The 19,172-nt window shown below is 45.5% G+C and carries 12 protein-coding genes, 1 pseudogene and 1 riboswitch; of the genes and pseudogenes, 2 read left to right on the top strand and 11 right to left on the bottom strand.

From position 1 onward, the window contains the following. Nucleotides 1-191: 191 nt before the first annotated feature. Nucleotides 192-635: an Rrf2 family transcriptional regulator gene (locus BN1067_RS05705; protein WP_053217923.1), complete on the top strand. Its 444-nt coding sequence runs from the start codon at nt 192-194 to the stop codon at nt 633-635. Between the two features lie 320 nt (nt 636-955). Here the strand turns inward: BN1067_RS05705 and BN1067_RS20690 are convergent. The 8 genes and pseudogenes from BN1067_RS20690 to BN1067_RS05655 all read right to left on the bottom strand — a co-directional run. Beyond that, nucleotides 956-1,850: pseudogene (locus BN1067_RS20690) on the bottom strand (transposase); the annotation flags it as partial. A 233-nt stretch (nt 1,851-2,083) separates the two neighbouring features. Continuing rightward, nucleotides 2,084-3,676, bottom strand: a complete 1,593-nt coding sequence (locus BN1067_RS05685; protein WP_267893598.1) for a BCCT family transporter — start codon at nt 3,674-3,676, stop codon at nt 2,084-2,086. Between the two features lie 598 nt (nt 3,677-4,274). Next, nucleotides 4,275-5,228, bottom strand: coding sequence for an ATP-grasp domain-containing protein (locus BN1067_RS05680; protein ID WP_053217921.1), 954 nt, complete (start codon nt 5,226-5,228; stop codon nt 4,275-4,277). 31 nt (nt 5,229-5,259) lie between these two features. Next, complete coding sequence (locus BN1067_RS05675; RefSeq protein WP_053217920.1) at nt 5,260-6,309, bottom strand: LLM class flavin-dependent oxidoreductase; 1,050 nt, start codon at nt 6,307-6,309, stop codon at nt 5,260-5,262. A 126-nt stretch (nt 6,310-6,435) separates the two neighbouring features. Beyond that, a riboswitch (SAM riboswitch) is annotated at nt 6,436-6,546 on the bottom strand. Nucleotides 6,547-6,752: 206 nt separating this feature from the next. Then, nucleotides 6,753-9,074, bottom strand: coding sequence for an RNA polymerase recycling motor HelD (gene helD, locus BN1067_RS05670; protein ID WP_053217919.1), 2,322 nt, complete (start codon nt 9,072-9,074; stop codon nt 6,753-6,755). A 60-nt stretch (nt 9,075-9,134) separates the two neighbouring features. After that, the gene (locus BN1067_RS05665) at nt 9,135-10,130 is read right to left on the bottom strand and encodes an LLM class flavin-dependent oxidoreductase (protein WP_053217918.1); all 996 of its coding nucleotides are present in this window, start codon (nt 10,128-10,130) and stop codon (nt 9,135-9,137) included. Between the two features lie 157 nt (nt 10,131-10,287). Beyond that, nucleotides 10,288-12,114 carry an ABC transporter ATP-binding protein gene (locus BN1067_RS05660; protein ID WP_053217917.1) on the bottom strand — a complete coding sequence of 609 codons (1,827 nt, stop codon included), beginning with the start codon at nt 12,112-12,114 and terminating at the stop codon, nt 10,288-10,290. Beyond that, complete coding sequence (locus BN1067_RS05655; RefSeq protein WP_053217916.1) at nt 12,095-13,831, bottom strand: ABC transporter ATP-binding protein; 1,737 nt, start codon at nt 13,829-13,831, stop codon at nt 12,095-12,097. The genes BN1067_RS05660 and BN1067_RS05655 overlap by 20 nt, the downstream gene beginning before the upstream one ends. A gap of 207 nt (nt 13,832-14,038) precedes the next feature. Between BN1067_RS05655 and BN1067_RS05650 the strand changes: the two genes are divergently transcribed. Beyond that, nucleotides 14,039-15,226, top strand: a complete 1,188-nt coding sequence (locus tag BN1067_RS05650; protein WP_053217915.1) for an MFS transporter — start codon at nt 14,039-14,041, stop codon at nt 15,224-15,226. Nucleotides 15,227-15,315: 89 nt separating this feature from the next. Here BN1067_RS05650 and BN1067_RS05645 read toward each other — a convergent pair whose 3' ends face one another. From BN1067_RS05645 to BN1067_RS05635, 3 genes are all read right to left on the bottom strand, one after another. Beyond that, complete coding sequence (locus tag BN1067_RS05645) at nt 15,316-16,632, bottom strand: lysine N(6)-hydroxylase/L-ornithine N(5)-oxygenase family protein (RefSeq protein ID WP_053217914.1); 1,317 nt, start codon at nt 16,630-16,632, stop codon at nt 15,316-15,318. A gap of 56 nt (nt 16,633-16,688) precedes the next feature. Then, nucleotides 16,689-18,008 (bottom strand): purine/pyrimidine permease, encoded by a 1,320-nt coding sequence (locus BN1067_RS05640; protein ID WP_053217913.1) that lies wholly within the window; start codon nt 18,006-18,008, stop codon nt 16,689-16,691. Nucleotides 18,009-18,103: 95 nt separating this feature from the next. Beyond that, entirely contained in the window at nt 18,104-19,021 is a 918-nt protein-coding gene (locus BN1067_RS05635) for a DUF1002 domain-containing protein (protein WP_053217912.1), read from the bottom strand. Nucleotides 19,022-19,172: the final 151 nt, after the last annotated feature.

The raw sequence follows: 19,172 nt of genomic DNA, 5'->3' as shown, positions 1-19,172 counted from the left end.
ACCACCGCAGCCCGGTTGGCAGCCTTGGATGGCTTGATTTCTATACCCATGTACCCGTNAATATTGCCACAATCCCTTCACAAATCGTTCATATTTCCGGCAAAAAGCATTCTTTGAGGAATACCGCATATTCTCTCCGTTTAGGAAATTATGATACACTTAACCCATTATCAAAAAAGAGGAAGATCAACATGAAATTGACACGCTACACCGATTACTCATTGCGAGTGTTGATGTTTTTGGCTACCCGTCCAGAAGGACAGCTTGTTCAAATAAAGACAATTTCAGCCGTATACAATATTTCGCATAACCATTTAATGAAGGTCATTTATCAGCTTGGCAAGCTAGGATATATAGAGACAATTAGAGGACGTAATGGTGGGCTGCGGCTCGCAAAAGAACCCCATACCATTTCAATAGGGGAAGTGGTCCGAAAAACGGAGGAAGATTTCTTTATCGTTGAATGTTTTGATCCATCGAAGAAGGATACCTGTATGATCAGCGATGCCTGCCGTTTGCAAGGAGTGCTTGGAAGAGCATTGCATGCCTTTTTGGAAACACTTGATCAATATACCCTTGGCGATCTGATCATTAACAAAGATGAGCTGCAAGCCTTGATGGAAGAAGTTACTTAGAAAAGTTCCGGAACGCGGGGATAGACCACGGTTTTCGGGCCTTTTTTTGCTAATCGGTTTCGGCAGCTAAACGCCACATAGCTTCGATATAATGAAAACCGGTTCTCTGTCAAATGTGGTGGTGTGATTTTTCTTCCATCCTCTCTTTATCGAAAGGCTCATTCTAAAAACAGCTATTTTACTCAGACCGCAGAGGAAATAAACTCGCTTTCCGCGGACGAACACCCGAGCCTCCTCGCAAAGCCCGCTGTGGGGTCTCGTCCGCCCGTTTTTCCGCAGGAGTCTCGCTTATTTCCTCTGCTACGCTATTTCGCTCTATAGAGCCCTTTTCCGGCTGTCTTCGCATTACTTGTCTTTAACCATTCATCCAACCTGTTCTTTAATCCATACGCTTCTTTTAAACGGGGATGGTTCTGGAGAAGCTTTTCTACCTTTTGTCGCCCTTCTTCTGACAGTTTGGAAGGCGACTTCCACAACAGCTTCTTACTTCGCTTCATGTGAATACATGTCTGCTTATCTACCTCTCGTTGAACTTCCCGGCGAACTTCATCCAATCCCCAATAAATCTGCCGCATGAAATGAAATCGGTCGGCAATGATTAATGGATCTCATATTACCTTGCGGACTGCCTGCTTAAATGATTTCGATAAATCCATTACGATGATTTCCACTTTACTGGTATCACAGGAACGTAAGTACTTTTCGATTGTCTCTACTTTTCGATCGGGAAGGATGTCAATAATCTCTCTATTCTCCACGTCCACCACATTGGTTTGGAACCTTTCTCCTCCTGCATCTCCTTTGAACTCATCAATAGCTATTGCCCGAGGAAGAACCTTTCTTGTTTTTAGCTGTTGTTGATCAAACAATCGGAGTAACCGGTTGGTGGTCATTATGTACCAGCTGTGGACGCACCTTTTACGAGCGACTGCAGATGGTGGAGTTTTATCAACGGTGTACGAGTGCCTTGAAAACAACGGCATTAACCTATACGGCCTTTCATTCTTTTACCACCGCAGCCCGGTTGGCAGCCTTGGATGGCTTGATTTCTATACCCATGTACCCGTTTGTTTTCTCTTTACAGAACGGGCACTTTTGTTGCCTTTGTCTTGTGTAAAGCTCTACTCTTAAGGCGCTTCCTTCTTCCTCTATATTCCATACATCTACTTGTTTATCTTTAATCCCCAGTAATTCCATGATAAAATGACGTTGCACTCATATCCCTCTCTTTTTCCTTTGGTGTCAGCAACTTTAGGGTAACAAAGAGAGAGGGAATGAGTGTATTCTTTTGCACACTGCAGGAACACCCATCACAACAGGGGACACCACCACATTCAGTATAGAGCCTGAAAACCTTCAATCCAGCCTCTTCACTACCTCTAATGGTGCTCTGCTATAAAAAAATAACCGCCTTTAAAAAGGCGGTTCAAAAATAAACAATTCACACATTACTCTTCGACTAAATCTTTTTCGGCCGCCCGTTCTTCCCGGATAGATTGACTTGCTTTAGCTGGAAAGATTTGCTGTTCTTTCCCTAAAACACGTGCAACCCTGATTGCGTCCCATAGAGTCGGGAGCATCAATAAGGAGACTGGCACCGCCGTGACCACAATCGAATTTTGAATGGCCGTAACACTTCCAGGATCGATTGCTAATAAAATAATAGACAGAACCCCGAAAAGCATTACCCAGAATACGCGAATCCACTTCTGTGGATGGTCATTACCAGTCAATGTTACTGCGACTGTATAAGAAATGGAATCGACCGTCGTTGCCACAAATACCAGTGTGACAATCAAAAAGCCGATTGACAATAGCAATCCAAGCGGCATCTGATCCATGATTGCCATGACCGCTGCCGGCATTCCACCGGCATTTAATGGATCGGAAATGACTCCTGGATTGGTTAATTCGGCATCTATTCCACTGCCGCCGACAACCGTGAACCAAAAGTTACTGATCAAAGGTGCTACAATAGCAACCGCGATGACCAATTCTCTAATGGTACGCCCCCGGGAAATCCTGCTGATAAAGATAGCCATCATTGGGCCGTATCCCAAAAACCAGCCCCAGAAAAATACCGTCCAGCCACCTAGCCAGGCCTGATCTCCCTGATAGGTCGACATTGTCAACATATTTTGCAGGTGGAAACCTTCCGCCGAAATAAATTTATTGACGATAAACATAGTAGGACCCACAACCAGCATGAAAACAGCTAGTACAACGGTCAAACTGACGTTCATCCGACTCAAAAATTGAATACCGCGATCCACACCTGTTGCTACCGATATAGCTGCTATAATAACAAGAACCGCTATGACGATGATATTCGTCACTAAGGTGTTTGGAACTCCGAATAAAGAATGCAAACCATAGGTCAACTGCATTCCGAGAAAACCAATCGGCCCCATGGTACCAGCTGCCACAGCTATAATCGAAATAATATCGGCCATTGCGCCGACTACACTTTTTTGAAAGATTTTTTCACCAAACAGTGGGTAGAGCATCGCTCTCGGTTTCAGCGGATAGCCTTTATGATAATGGGTGTACATGAGAACAATGGTAGCCAATGTTCCTAAAATCGCCCACGCCATAAATCCCCAATGCATGAAACTTTGCGCTAATGCCGGATCTACACCAGCCATGGTCGAGGAGTTGTCTTCAAACAACGGGGGATTCGTGATGAAATGGTACATTGGTTCGGAAGCCGCCCAAAATACACCTCCGCTGGCCATCAGTGTACATAAAATCATGGCAATCCAACGAAAATTACTGTTTTCCGGTTTGGGTTTGTTTCCTAACCGGACCTTCCCATACTTGGATACAGCAAGACCAATAAGCAAATTCGCTAGCAGCAGCAACTGCCAGTAAGAACCAAAATATTTAGCAGAGAAGTTGAAGGAAGTCGTAATCCAGCCTCCAACCATGTCTAAATCCATCAATGACAAAAGGACAAATAAAAGCAGTAGTCCTCCACTTACTATAAAAACGGAGTTATCCGTCTTATTATTATTCAAAGTTGTTTTCTTTTCTTGTCGCACTTTTTTCCTCCTGAATGTTAAGGAGCAAGTGCCTACAACAACGTTCCCTCTCTCTATCTGTCATCATTGCAGACCATTGGATGGGAAATTATTCTTCAATAGAATTGGATGTATCATACCTTTAAAAATCGAATAATTTTCAAGTCCGAAAACCATCGGCTTGCTCTCTGAATTTTTTACTGTGTCTAAAGTGTCTTTATTCATTCGATTTTTACTCTAAAGGAAAACGGTCCACGTCCTTTCTCAATTTGCAAAAGATATTAAATATTATATGGTTTCTTTGAAACAAACGTCAAATATAATAAATAGGTAAATGAAATGGAGAGTACCCAGCCCACTCCGGAAAGAGAATGAAAAACCCTGGGTGGCGGTCCTTTTCCACCGATAAGACTAATCCCTCTGATGCTTCCTTACCAATAAGTATTGCCCGGAAAAACGCAGGATTATCCTAAGCATAGATAGGGAAATTTTTAGCAGCTTGTTCGCTGTTTCAGCCAAAAGGCGGGGAAGAATTCACCATATCTGTTACGCGAATCTACAGACAGAAATGAAAAAGACACACCCTTAAGAGGGCGTGCCTTTGATTCGTTCCGCTTTCTTATATAGAAACAGTATTTTTTAACGTTTCCAGCTCCCGCTTCAAAAACCTTGCCATTTCTAACATACCGTACTTGTCCGCTTTTGCTTCAGCATCCGAATTATAGTTTGTATTGGTATTGACATCATAAGTGAAGATTTCGCCATTTTGGTCGTAAATGAACTCAATTCCGGCGATTTGGATTCCATTATCAGCCAGGAACTGTTCATACTTTTCTATGATAGGCTGATCGAAGTTCTCCAGAATGCGAAACTTTGATTGTTCTTCCGGTTGCTCGCCTACGGGGCAAAACAAATCGTCAATCGTGCAGGCATCCGCCGGGCATAATTCAAACCCTTCCGATGTATCTACCTGGACAGCATATACAAATTTCCCATCGATAAATTCACAACGGGTGATATAAGGCTCCGGAGCTTTTATATACTCTTGAACGAGTGTAATCCCGTCAACTGGTTCTTCGAATTCCGGCCCTTCTAGGTAGTCTTTTAATCCCTCAATGGTATGGAACAACTGAACGCCCAGTCCTTTTCCTGCCCGGTTGTGCTTTGTAATGAAGGAACTGACATTCAGTTTTTCAGCCGCTTCAACTATCTGCTGTTTGCCAACAGCTGCCAGCGTTTTCGGAGTACGTACGCCTGCTTTATTCAAAGCCATATATTGGTTCACCTTGCTTAGTTCAAGATGGAGTGCGCTGCTCCCGTTGATCACCGTGCGTCCATGACGCTCCAGCCATGCTAGAACGGCTTCTGTCAGTTCCGGGGCATATCGATGGTCTCTTGTATGAGAAGAGGCACTGATACGGCTGTAAAATACCCCTTCCGGCGGCTCTTCGGTCAAATCGACTACGCCTTGGTCTAAAAACCATTCTTCATAAGGTACCTCCAACTCTTCCAATCGTTTGGTAAGGTGCTCGGTCCACTCACTATTTTCATGAATCACATACACTTTGCTCATTTTGCTGTCCCCTCTCCATGCTATTATTCATTCACTTGAGCAATTGACGACGTTTTTCTTCCACAAGCGGCATGACTTGTTTTGAAAAGCGCTCCATCTCTTCCAGCTGTGGCGAAAACTGGAGTAACAATAAATCCAAGCCTGCTTCTTCGTAGGCGGCAATGCGTTCGGCGATTTGCTCCGGTGTGCCGATTAGGTTCGGACGAAGACCGCGGTTGGAGACAGAGTAGTCGTTTCGTTTGACCTGCTGCTCCAGCTGCGACTTGCTGACGAAGTCCTGATAGCCGGCATATCCTGCCGAATCCTTCACATCGGTAATTCGTTTCCATTCTTCCAATGCTTCTTCCTCGGTGTCCCGACAGATGATATAAGCTGCCATTCCAAACGATTGGAATGCCGGCTGGCCGGCTTCTTCCCGTTTAACCTTCATTTCCGCTATTTTACTGGCAATCTCATCGACCGTTCCACCGTGCATGACGTAGGCATCGCAAGAATCAACAATCGCCTGTTTACCGCGGTCGCTTTCACCTCCGGCATATAGCCTCGGAAAGGGCTTTTGCACTGGCTTCGGAGCAAGCTTGGCATTGTTTACTTCATAATACTTTCCTTGGTAAGAGAATGTTTCTTCCTGCCACATTCCTTTCAACACTTCCAGAAATTCCTCTGTGCGATCGTAACGCTCATCGTGGGCAGTGAAAGCTCCGCCATATTGCCTTGCCTCTTCTTCCCACCATGCCGAAACTACATTCAAAGTGAATCGGCCGTTACTGATATGGTCGATATTCGCTGCCATTTTGGCCGCTACTGCCGGATTATGAAAACCAGGACGAACCGCCGTCATGATTTCGATTTTTTCCGTCACCGCCGCCAACCCGGCCGCTGTCGACCATGCTTCCAAAGAATCCGCATCGATCCCTTTTATATCATTTAAATACAATTCAGCAATCAATGTCGTATCATAGCCCCATTTTTCTGCTGACTGAATCACTTGTTTCGCATAGTCGAAAGTAGGGGGCATCTTTTCATCTTCTACGTTTCTCAACCATCCGCCGAAAATCGGCAGCCAAAATCCATACTTCATGTTATCTCTCCTCTGCCTGTGAACTGGTAGACTTTTGTATGATGGCATTTCCGAATAAATTGCTCGGGAGAAACCTAATAAAAAAGCCTTCTCCCTGAGAAGAAGAAGGCTTTATCGTCAATTGGCTTCTTATCTCTCAGAGCAAATCAACTCTGTAGGAATTGGCACCTTCCTGATCAAAAATCAGTGGGTTGCCGGGCTTCATCGGGCCTGTCCCTCCGCCTCTCTTTATAAGAATCGTTATTCGGTTAAAGTAATCTTATCAAACAACTTGGATATGATGCAACTAGTTGATTTTCCAAATGTTGTTTTGGCTGCTTCTTAAAGATGGGTTGTTCTGACAAGGAGACATCCCAGGAAGAGGAGCCTGCATCTCCAACAAATAAAGGTTAAGGAAAAGCTCCGGCATTCTCTCCGCCGACCGGAACAATCATTGCTCTTGCCTAACTTCTTTCGTACAATTCCTCCGGCACCTTTTTTAAAAAGTCGGACATAGGGCCGATCGAAAACACAGCCAATTCATGCATCGCTCTCGTACAGGCTGTGTAAAGCAAGTTACGTTCCAACTCCCGACTATAACGGTCTGCTGACGCGTCGAAAATAATGGCTGCATCAAACTCGATGCCTTTTGCAAGATAAGCAGGAATCACCAGCAATCCTTTCTGGAAGGTATATGTTTCTTCATCCATCAGCTTTGCTTCCGTTTCCTCCTGGAGCAATTGAAACGCTTGCCTGCTTTCCTCCATCGTTTTACAAATAACCGCTATCGTTTGATGGTTTTCAGCAGAATAGGCATGGATTTGCTGTAGGATTTGTTGTTTCAAAGACTGCAAATCGTTTACTTCCATCACAATCGGCTTTGCCCCTTCCCGGTTGAATGGCTCTATGATATCGCCGCCAGGCATCAAAGATTTGGTAAATTCCACAATCTGTCTGGTCGAACGATAGCTTCTTGTCAACGTTATCCGCTCGTGATTCACTTCCATGCCTGGAGAAACCAGCGTTTTTTCCGTTAGTGCATGTGCGTAGATCGCCTGGTTATAATCCCCGAGCAAGGTCATCCTGCTATGAGGGAACACCTCTTTGAAATAGGCAAACTGAAACGATGAATAGTCCTGGGCTTCATCAATAAACAAATGTCTAATTGAACGATTCACTTGAAAGCCGACCAAGCGATTATAAAAGTATAAATAGGGAGCTGCCTCTTCCCAGGTTAATTTCTTTTGGTTCAATAACCGAAGAGAATGATCGCAAATTTCTCGCCAATTTTGCGGCAGCGTCACTCCATCAGCTGTAATGTTTGCGTCAAAAAGCTTTTGATACGTTTTTTCGGCATGAAAGAAGCGTCGTCGCTTTATCTTTTGAAGCAGTGGTTCGAAATTATCGTCAATCACTTTTTGTCTAAGCAGCTGTTCTTCGCGGACAAAATCATAATACGGGTCATCCGAGGAAGCGTCTTCCTCCTGTAATTGTTGATATACCGAAAGGAAATCCTCTTTTTCCAGAAGCTGGCCCTCTTCCAGGACCCAATCCTCCTGCAGCTGTTCTTGGGCATACTTGCCCACTTGGTTCACCAGCCACTTGGCTGTTTCTTCCATTTTATTAGGAAGGTTCATGGCCGAATCGAGTCCATAAAAATATTCCGCTATGGTTTGCTTGTCGACAATGGTGCTGCCGCGGAAGACAACATTTCTGAATTCGATTCCGCCTGTTTGCAATGCATCGATAAACTGGTCCATCAACCGCTTATATTGTGTTCCAGCTTTAAACGCCATCGCAGAAACACGAACGTCATAAGCCGGTTCCTCCATGGCAGCTAAGTAATATTCCATTTGGGCAAATGGTGTTTCAATATCAAATCGGCTGCCAAGTCGCTTTTCCAAATATTCATGGAAAGTCGTTTGCTGCATGTTTTCTTCGCCAAGCTCCGGCAAAACAGTAGATACATAACTGTTAAACAACGGATTCGGTGAAAATAACACCATATTTTCAGCGGATAGCACTTCCCGATAGCGATACAGCAAATATGCAACACGCTGTAAGGCAGCAGACGTTTTTCCGCTGCCAGCAACCCCCTGCACAATCAGCAGGTCACTTTTTTCATTACGGATAATCTGGTTTTGTTCCTTCTGAATCGTCGCAACGATGCTTTTCATCTGAGTGTTTGCATTGTTGCCGAGTACAGATTGCAGTAAGTGGTCGCCGATGGTTAACCCGGTATCAAACATTCCTTTCAACTGACTGTTCCGGATAATGTATTGCCTTTTCAGCTTTATTTCCCCGCTGACCGTCTCTTCGGTCGTTTCGTATTCAGCAGGTCCGGGCGGATAGTCATAGTAAAGGCTTGAGATGGGAGCACGCCAATCATAGACAAGAAACTCGTCTTCGTTTTCATCCATCAGCGAGGCAATGCCCAAATAAATGTTATCCGGCCCCTGTTCGCCATCTTCCTTAAAATCGATTCTTCCAAAGTAAGGAGACTCTTTTAACCTGTCCAAAGTCTTCAATTGTTCACTTAGCTGCCCATGGCTTCTTTCCCGCTCCGATAACAGCTCAGCCTGCTGCTTTAGGCTCGCCTGTGTCTCTATGACGTCATCTGGTTCATCCAAATTGACCGTGACATCTTCCCAAAAGTTTTTGCGGAGATCCAGCACACGGTCTTTGATGCCGCCTTTTCTCTCCTGGAGTTTTTCTGCTGTTGTGTCAATGACATCCAATACATCGTCCAATCGTTCTCTTTCTAGTTTCCAGTCTTTTTCGTCCAAGCCGCCACACTCCTATCGGCATTTATAAAATATTGTCCTATCATCATTCCTGTTTGGTAATCAATCAAAAAAAGCCTCTGCTAAAAGCTCATACCCTTTCTGTTTATCGGAAAAGTAGTAGTCCATCGATGCTAGCATGAATTCTTCTGTACCATATTCGTCACTTAGTTGCAGCAGTTTGTTCCGAATGGTTTCCGGCGAACCTACCAGCATTCGTTTCCTGTTCTCCTGGACCAGCTGCAGTTCATAAGGGGCAAATTCATACTCCGCCGCTTTTTCCGGAGGAAGGATACCATCACTCGCCTCTCCTCTGGCCATCTTCAGCATTTGCACATCCATGCTTTTCGCCTGCCATTCGGCTTTTTCGTCGGTTTCGGAACAAACAAAGAAAAACGCAGCCAGCGCTTGTGGCTCGCTTTGTAACACTGATGGACGGAACCGGCGCTGATAGCTTTTCACTACCGAACCTCCATGCTGTCCGCTGATAAATTGGGCGAACGCATATGATATCCCCTGGCCTGATGCCAGACCAGCACTTCCTCCGCTTGAGCCGAGCAGCCAAAGCTGTGGAGCTGTCTCAATATCCGGCATGGCCTTCAACCCTCGAAAGCGGTGGGTCTCATTGGAAGAACCGGATAAATAATGAACAAGATCTTCTATTTGTTGAGGATAGCTTTCCCCTGTTCCTTTGCTTTGCTGCAAAGCTGCCGTGGCCATCGGGATTCCTCCTGGGGCCCGGCCTACACCTAAGTCGATTCTGCCGGGATAAAGCGCTTCGAGCAACCGGAAGTTCTCCGCCACTTTGTAGGCACTGTAATGCGGGAGCATCACTCCTCCGGATCCTAACCGGATCGTAGAGGTATGCGCAGCAATATGGGGAAGAAACACTTCGGGGCTGGAATGGGCCAGCGTTTCCAAATGATGTTCCGATACCCAAAAGCGGTGGTAACCGAGCTGTTCCGTCAGTTGTGCAAGCTTCACGGTTTTTTGCAATGCTTCCTTAGCAGAGCCTCCCCGGGGAATCGGGGATTGATCCAATACACTTAATCGTATCATCGTATATCCTCCTCAACAGAGCATAAGCCGTTCCGGCGTTAAACACGTCACGAGCCAGCTTTTGCATGGCGGTTCGTTATTAGTACACTAGTAGTTATTTTAATATGGTACATCCGCAATTATGTATTTTGCCAATTTCTTGCACACAAAGGCGTTTTTAGTTTTCCTTTATACTACCCGTTTGAACGAGTGACGCGTAATAGCCGTTCTGCTTAAGCAGCTCCTCATGTGTTCCACGCTCTGTAATGCTGCCCGACTGAATCACAAAAATCATATCGGCGTTCTGTACCGTATTGAGACGATGAGCAATGATAAAACTTGTCTTTTCCTTGATAAGCTCTCGGAATGCCTCATTTATTTTCATCTCGGTAATCGTATCGATACTGCTGGTCGCTTCATCGAGGATCAACATAGACGGATCAGCAACCATCACTCTGGCAATGGAAAGCAGCTGGCGCTGACCATGGCTGATCCCCGAACCATCTGCATGCAATACAGTATCATAGCCCTTCGGAAGCTTTCGGATAAAGTCATCGGCATTAGCAGCTTTGGCAGCCTGCACGACCTCTTCATCCGTTGCATTTAGCCTGCCATAACGGATATTTTCTCGGACGGTCGTCTCGAATAAGAATGAATCCTGAAGGACAATGCCCATGTTACTACGCAGACTCGCTTTCGTTATCTTAGAAGCGTCCTGTCCATCCAGTAAAATATTTCCATTGCCCGGTTGGTAAAACTGGGCAAGCAATGAAACCAACGTCGTTTTACCGGCTCCAGTCGGGCCAACCAACGCTATCGTCTGTCCGGGTTCTACCCGAAAGTTAATGTCTGATAGTGTCCGTTCTTCCTGTTGATAGGCAAAATCAACTGCTTGGAACTCCACCAATCCGTGAAATCGGACCATATCCTTTGCTGCAGGATTATCTCGTTCCGGTTCTTCATCCATGATTTCGAATACCCGCTCGGCACCTGCCACAGCGGACAGGACGACGTTGTACTGGTTGGCTAGGTCATTCAACGGCCGGGTAAATTGCCTGGCATACGTAACAAAGGTGACGATAATTCCGATTGAAATCATCTCGTTTATAGCCAGCACTGCACCGAGCCCTACAATAATCGTAAAACTAAGGTTGTTAAGCGAATTCATCAATTTTGGAATGAAACCCGAGTAAGTCTGCGCCCAATACCCGGAGTTCCGAAGTCGTTCGTTTTTTTCATGGAAGACCGCTATCACCCGCTCCTCCTGTGAAAAAGCTTTAACGATTTGATGGCCGGACAACGTTTCTTCCACAAAACCGTTTATTTCCCCTAAATCTTGTTGCTGTGCTTTAAAATAACGTCCGGTCCTGCTTGTAATCCATTTCATTCCCCAAAACATCAGCGGTACGATCGTAAGGGTGAGCAGGGTCAACAACGGACTTAACCAAAGCATGATCGCTACGGTTCCGGCCAGTGTAAGCACGCTCGTCGCCAGCTGGATCACCGAAGAATTCAAGGTCCTGCTCACATTTTCCATATCATTGGTCAGACGGCTCATCAGTTCACCACTTTGCCGCTTTTGAAAAAATGACAGAGGCAGCTTCTGGATATGATGAAATAAGTCGTTTCGCATGGTTTTTACCGTCTCCTGGGCAATGGTGATCATCCAATAGTTTTGAAGCCATACAGATCCAGACTCGGCAATAAAAATGCCGCCAAGGAAGAGAAGCATAAGCGCGAGCTCACTGGTTCGAAAATCGACAATCATACGGTCAACCGTAACCCCTAACAGATACGGGCCAAGAAGGGAAAGAGCAGAACTAACCACCACCATGATAAGGACAAGGAAAAACAATGTTTTTTTGGCAAACAAATAATTCCATAGCCGTTTGAGGGTTTGCTTCATGTTATTAATTTTCGGTTTTTGCCTTGGAGCTCCATGATGATGTCTGGAAGGTATCCTGGCAGACTGTTGTCCCGACGGATTACGAATCGGTCCTTGCATGCTCGAACACCTCCGTTTCTGACTGGGAACGATAGATAGCACGGTAATAAGGGCTTTGCTTCATCAGCTGACGGTGGGGGCCGACTGCCTCCAGTTTCCCCTGTTTCAGTAGTAAAATCTTGTCTGCACCCTTTAAAGAACTAATTTTCGAGGCAATGATAAAAACAGTACAGGACCGTCGGCGAAGTGCCTGCAAGACCTTCGCTTCTGTGTTCGCGTCCAAAGCGCTGGTACTATCGTCCAGAATCAGGATTTTAGGATTGCGGATCAGCGCTCTAGCCAGTGACAGGCGCTGTTTTTGCCCGCCTGAAAGGTTGATGCCCCGCTGGCCGATCATCGTATCATACCCTTGCGGCAGGCTGGTAATGTATTCATGGATACAAGCATCTTCTGCTGACTGGATGATTTCTTCATTGTTCGCTTGATCGTTTCCCCATAAAAGATTTTCCCTAATCGTCCCGGAAAACAAATGAGCCTGTTGCGGGACCATTCCAATTTGCTGGCGAAGCTGCTGACGATCATAGGAGTCAATTTGCTTTCCATCGACCGAAACCGTTCCTTGTGAAACAGCAAACAGGCGCGGAATCAACTGAACCAAGGTCGATTTTCCTGATCCTGTTTCTCCGATGATTCCAACCATCTCTCCAGATTCAGCAGTGAAAGATACATGCTGTAAGGTCGCGCGCTTCGCTTCGGGATAATAAAAAGAAACATTGTCAAAAGTAACGTCTCCTGAAAGTTTTGGTTCTACGTCCCTTCCTTTTGATTGTTCCTCCGGCTGTTCCAAAAGCACTTCCTTAATCCTGGCTGCAGAAGCTTTACCACGGGAAATATTCATCAATAGGAAAGAAAAAACGCCGAACGAGCCGAGAATTCTCGTTGCATAATTTAATACAGCGACAATTTCACCCGGCTGTGCACCGCCTGCGTTCATTTGAACCGAACCAATCCACAGAATGGCAATAATGCCAGCATTCATTCCAAGCATCACTAATGGCATGACCGCCTCCATTAGCTGGAGTGCCCGTTTGTTGGTCTCCATCAAAGAACGATTTACTTTGCGGAACCGGTTTGTTTCGAAAGAGCCACGAAAAAAAGCCTTCACCAGCCGAATGGCGAGCAGATTTTCCTGGATGATTCCATTCAAGCGGTCCATTTTGGTCTGGACGATTCCAAACAACTTGACCCCTTTCGTCATCAGCAAAAGCATGACGAGCAGTAAAACAGGTACAAAAGCAGTCAAAACAAGCGCAAGCTGGACGTTGACCGTGTAAGCCATCACGACACCACCGATGATAAACAAAGGAGCGCGCAGCATGATTCTCATCGCCATAAAAATCAATGACTGAATTTGCGTTACATCGTTGGTCAATCTTGTAATCAAGGAGGAAGTGGCAAATCGTTGTATTTGCATAACGGAAAACCTTTGAATCCGCCCGTATACATCCTTTCGCAAATCATAAGCCGTTCCCTGGCTGACTTTTGACGCAAAAAAAGAATTAAGAATACCCGCTGCAAAGGCAAGCAGGGACATGCCGAGCAAAACCGCTCCCCAAAGGACAACCCTCCCCATATCCTGCTCCACAATGCCTTGATCGATGATCGCCGCCATGATCAACGGCTGTATCAGCTCTACGACAAGCTCGACTGCCATTAAAAACAAAGCAAAAAATGCTGCTACTTTATATTTAGCTGCGTATGTAAAGATCTCCTTCATATTTTTCCCCTTCGTTTAACGATAAAGTTTGGTATTACTACTATTATACGTTATTCGGCATCAGACATGGTGAATGCGTCCATTTCATGCATTATCCTTTTTATTTATGCCATAATCGGCTAATATATTTAGTGTTACGAAATATTTCGAAAGAAGTGACCCATTATCACGACACAGGAAAAAATTGCAAAACGTAACCTGAGCATCATGTGGTTTGCCAACTTTTTTATCGGAGGCAGTATGACGATGATCCTACCTTTTATTTCCTTATACATTGAAACGCTTGGCAATTTTTCTGATACATTTGTGCAAAACTGGTCGGGATGGACCTTTGGCATTACGTTTGTTGCCGCTTTTGCCTTTTCACCAATATGGGGGAAAATCGGCGACAAGTACGGACGAAAGCCGATCCTGGTTATTTCGGCAGCCGGTCTGTGTGTATCTGTCTTCGCAATGGGCTTTGTCACATCCGTCTGGCAGCTATTCCTATTGCGTTTATTTATGGGGATATTTACTGGATTCATTTCCATGTCGCAAGCGCTGATTTCTACCCAAACACCGAAGCACATAGCCGGCAAGGTACTTGGTACCTTACAAACCGGCAGCATCACTGGCAGTCTGATGGGACCATTGATCGGCGGCGCCGTTGCGGATGCCCTCGGATTTGCCACTACCTTCAAAAGTATATCGGTCGCCTTGCTCATTTCTGCACTGCTCGTTTTATTTGGCATTAAAGAACAGCGGATTGAAGAGGAGGCAGGCAAAAAGACGTCCTACACAAGCAAGGAAGTCGTTCTGCATATCACCAGGCATCCGGTTTTATTGATTGTCATGCTAGTCTCGATGTTTGTTCAAATAGCCCATTTCAGCATTCAGCCTATCTTATCGTTATATGTAGCAGAATTGCACGGGCCTGCAAATATTGCCCTTTTCTCCGGGATTGCTTTTTCAGCAGCAGGTCTCGGCAACTTATTGATGGCAAGGAATTGGGGGAAAATCGGAGATCGCTTCGGTTATATAAAAATTCTCGTCATTTTACTATTCATGGCCGGCATTGTTTACTTCCCGGGTGCCTTTGTAACGAACATATGGCAGCTTGTTGTACTGCGTTTCTTTCTTGGAGTGGCAATTGGCGGCATCATCCCAGTACGAATTGCTTATATCAGACAGGAAGCACCTATTGCCATGCAAGGGGAAGTACTTGGTTACAATACAAGCATCCGCTTCTTCGGCAATATGATCGGGCCAGCACTTGGAGGCATGCTGTCCGGTTTCTTCGGATTTGCATCGGTATTTTTTGTCACTAGCAGTTTGCTTGTGTTGAGCGGGCTCGTTTTGCTCGGCACCATGTATCGCCATCCGGCTTTGTCAAAACGGGAATCCCATTCCCATTGACCTCATGGAATGCATGAAGAGCTGTCCCATAAAACTGTAAAACTTATGGGACAGCTCTTATTTAGATGGCAGACCAGTCCTCGGTCAGACTATGAATCAACCTCGTCCATGGTGAATTGTTGAAATATTGTATTTCGCTGGTTCGGATAGACCTCCCGGCCGGCAAGGCGGTTGATAATATGCACATTACGCTGAACGGCCAACCCAAGGTTGGTCGCCCCGGCTCCATGAGAATGTTCCAAATTGGTCAAAGTAAAGAATTGGTGCGGTCTATCCTGCTTAAAGGCAAGCTGGTAATCCCTCGTCACCTTGAAACGCTTGTCGTCTTCCCATTTAATAAGGTCGGCAAACCGGTCGTAAAACCAATCAGGAATGGCTGGCTTGTAACCAGTGGCGAGCACTACTTTATCGGTTTTGAAGGTGAACGTCCTGTCCTGCTGCCATTGATGACAGGTCAACTGATATACGCCATCCTTTTTGGTAATATCCTTTATCTCCGTCAACGGCTGGATGGTAATCGGGATTTTCCGCCCGCCATGGGACTTCTGGTAAAGTTTATTGTAAATATCTTTCAAGGTATCCGGGTCGATACCTTTCCGAAGTTTATCAAGCATGCCTAACGTATTTTTTCGGTCTTCAAAATCCAGGGCATGGAAATAGTCCACATAATCAGGAGAAAAGAATTCCTGTCCCAATTTGGCCTGCTCCAATTGGAACAACCCGGGAGATCGAGTAAATAGGGCTAAATGACAGCCGATCCTTTCTTGTTCCTTTAACAGGTCAAGAAATACTTCCGCCGCGCTTTGTCCAGACCCAACTACGGTAATACACTCCGCTTCCAGCAGGTTTTCCTTTTCATCCAAATAACGGCTCGTATGGACGATATCATCGGAAGGCATCCCTTGCAGCGCATTTGGTACGGAAGGTTTGCTTCCGGTCCCCATCACGACATGCCGTGCATAGTGACTGGTGCGGGCTCCGCTGTTGACATCTTCCACGACCACCTCATAATGGGCATTTTCTGTGTCCTGATGATCCAGAACATCGACTACCCGTGATCGAAAATGCAGGTTATCGAGCTTTTGTATTGCCCACCTCAAGTAGTCGTTATATTCATTACGGGGAACTTCGAACTTTTTATAGAAATAAAATTGATACATTCGGTTGTGCTCATGCAGGAAATTCAAGTAACCGAAATGGCTTGTCGGGTCTGCGAACGTGACTAAATCTGCCAAAAATGGCACTTGTAAATCCATTTCTTCGATCAACATACCTGGATGCCATGCAAACTCCAGTGATTCATCAAAAAAAGCGGCTTCCAATTCCGGTACTTTTTCAAGCAATGCCGCCAATCCCAGATTATAAGGACCGATTCCTATCCCAATGACATCTTTTAATTTCTCCATTCCTTACACCCCCAATTTTGCCAAGAAACGATTACTATCATTGTCTCCCAACTTTGTTATTTTACGCCGGATGTCTCTTCACGGCTTTCTCTCCAGCACTGTTCCAGAATGATGACCAAAATGGTGCCGACCAGCAGGCCGTTACTCGCGAGGTTTTGAATCAGCAATGGCAGTTCGGCGAAGACCTCCATTGGTAAAAACATACACCCAATTCCAAACAGGTACGATACTCCAATAATGGTCAGCCTCCTGGAATCCAAAGGCTCACTGACAATATTGCTAAGTCCCAGGCCCATCAGCTGGACGAATGTAGCCAGGATAGCAGCATTGGCAATCGGGGCAGGGATCCCGGAAATCCAGGCAACCAACGGCGGGAAGAACGCGACGAGGATCAATAAACCGGATGCATACAAAAATGGTTGTTTCCTTGTTTGTCCGGTCATTTTAATAAATCCAGCCGATGTAGCCAGTGGCACATTGGCAATAGCGGAAAACATTCCGACCAGCCCATGGTTTACTCCAAGTACTGCGCTTCCCCTATTGATTTGTTTGCTTGAGTAGGCGGCTTTTCCATAAACGGATTGGCTTGTTGCTACTACGGAAGCAACCACGTTGGATAACAAAATAACAGCTGTGATGAAGGCAATTGGAATGACGCTCCAATCCATGTTAGGTGTACCCCAGGCAAACCATTCGGGCAAAGCAAACCCAGCGACATCTGCTGTCTGGGCCGAATCATTGCCGACAAATAGACGATAAGATAACCAACCAAGCACAATACCGATCAAAACGGCGTAGTTTCCGAGCCATCCTCTACCGAAAATCGATAAACCTAGCACAATAAAAAAAGTGAGGAATGCAAGAATTGCTTCCGTACCATGAATGGCTTCGATTTCCTGTTGAATTCCAAGCATCCCTTCCAGAAAAGTTCCGCTAAGCTGAATAGTCAACAGGAACAAGAACGATCCGGTTACAAGCGGCGTAAACAGGGGAAGCAGCTTTTCAGCCAGGTGGAACACGCCAAACAAGAAAAGAAATCCCCCGGTAAGCAGCATGGCCGTCTCTACCGATTGCAGTGTCTCTCCATTGCTCATACCCTGCTGGGAACCAGTCACAGCCATCACGGAAAAAATGCTGATCCATAACCCTGCCGGCCCTTCCATGATTGGCAGCCGGTGACCAAGCAAGCCTTGCAGCAGGGAGGCGACCCCGACAATAAAAAAAGTACGCTGCATCAAACCGGCGACTTCCGTAAAATTCATTTCATATATAGAGCCGATCACAATCGGCAAAGCAACCGAGCTGGCCAACAAAAAAATAAACCATTGCAAGGTTTCAAGTCCCGTTTTGGAAAGGGATAAATGGGAAGAATTCATATTGATCTACGCTCCTGTAATCATGATGATATCTTTTTACCTATCATAATAGGAAGAAGCCGCTATCGTCTAACATAGCGGCTTCTTCTTCGTTTTTATTTGAACAATCCTTTGATTCCTTCGATCAACCGATTAAAGAAATCGGCTACTCCCTGCCAGAATCCTTCATTATCGGCCACTTCACCCAGTTTGGAGCGAATGTCGCTTGCGATGTCATCTAACTGGCTGCGCACATTGTCAAAATCAATGTTGATGTTTCGCATTTTTTCGAACAGATTGGTGAGCATTTGCCTGTCCTCTTCGCTCAACTCAATGTTCATTTTATCCAGCTGCTCCTGGACGATCTGCTCGACCTCTTCTTTGGTGGCAGGGTTCTGTTCTGCGATTTGCTGTTTGATTTGGGTGAGCAGATCACTTACTTTTTCCTGATCCATCCCTTCCTCTTCTGCAAGATCAGTCGCAACTTCCAATTCTTCATTGGCTACTTCCATCCGGTCTTTATCCAATGACTCGCCTTCCACGTTAAACGCTTTGTAAATACCGGTGAGTGCAGAGTGCCCAGTAACTTTTACCGGGGAAGCGACATCAACTACTGCGTTTTCCACTCCGGCAGTCAATAAAGCATTGGCGTACATTTCATTGGTAACTTGTGTAATATTTTCCGAATTGACGACGTTGATCACTAATCCGCTACCTTCTTCTGTACGAGTGATTTTTGCCGAAGAATACATACGGGAATTGGGATCGCCATCAATATAATTAACCAGATCCTCTGCTGTTACGGTGTATTCATCCACCGCTTGGGGATCCCCCACATCAAGAAGCTCGCGGACCTGATCCTTTTGGGCTTCGGTCAGCGTTTCGCCATACACGACTCGTGGCACTCCTAATTTTTCATTGATCACTTCTCCACTGTCTTCCCCATTTCCGTCACTGGCGAATACCGGTGAAGTTGTACTGGCAAATCCTATAACTAACATCAAAATGAATGATAATTTTAACCATCTTTTCATCGTGTTACCGTCTCCTTTTCAAAACGAGTAATAATGGTTGTCCCATTATTATTATTATGCTGGTTTCCTCACAATATGGGAAGATATTTTTGAGAAGTCACGCAAGCAGACTCACTGCTTACTTTACCAGCATTATCTGGAAAGAGAATAG

Source organism: Virgibacillus senegalensis (assembly GCF_000821245.2).
Lineage (GTDB): Bacteria > Bacillota > Bacilli > Bacillales > Amphibacillaceae > Sediminibacillus > Sediminibacillus senegalensis.
The sequence above is the reverse complement of the archived record's forward strand: the minus strand, read 5'-3'. Positions and strand labels throughout refer to the sequence as shown.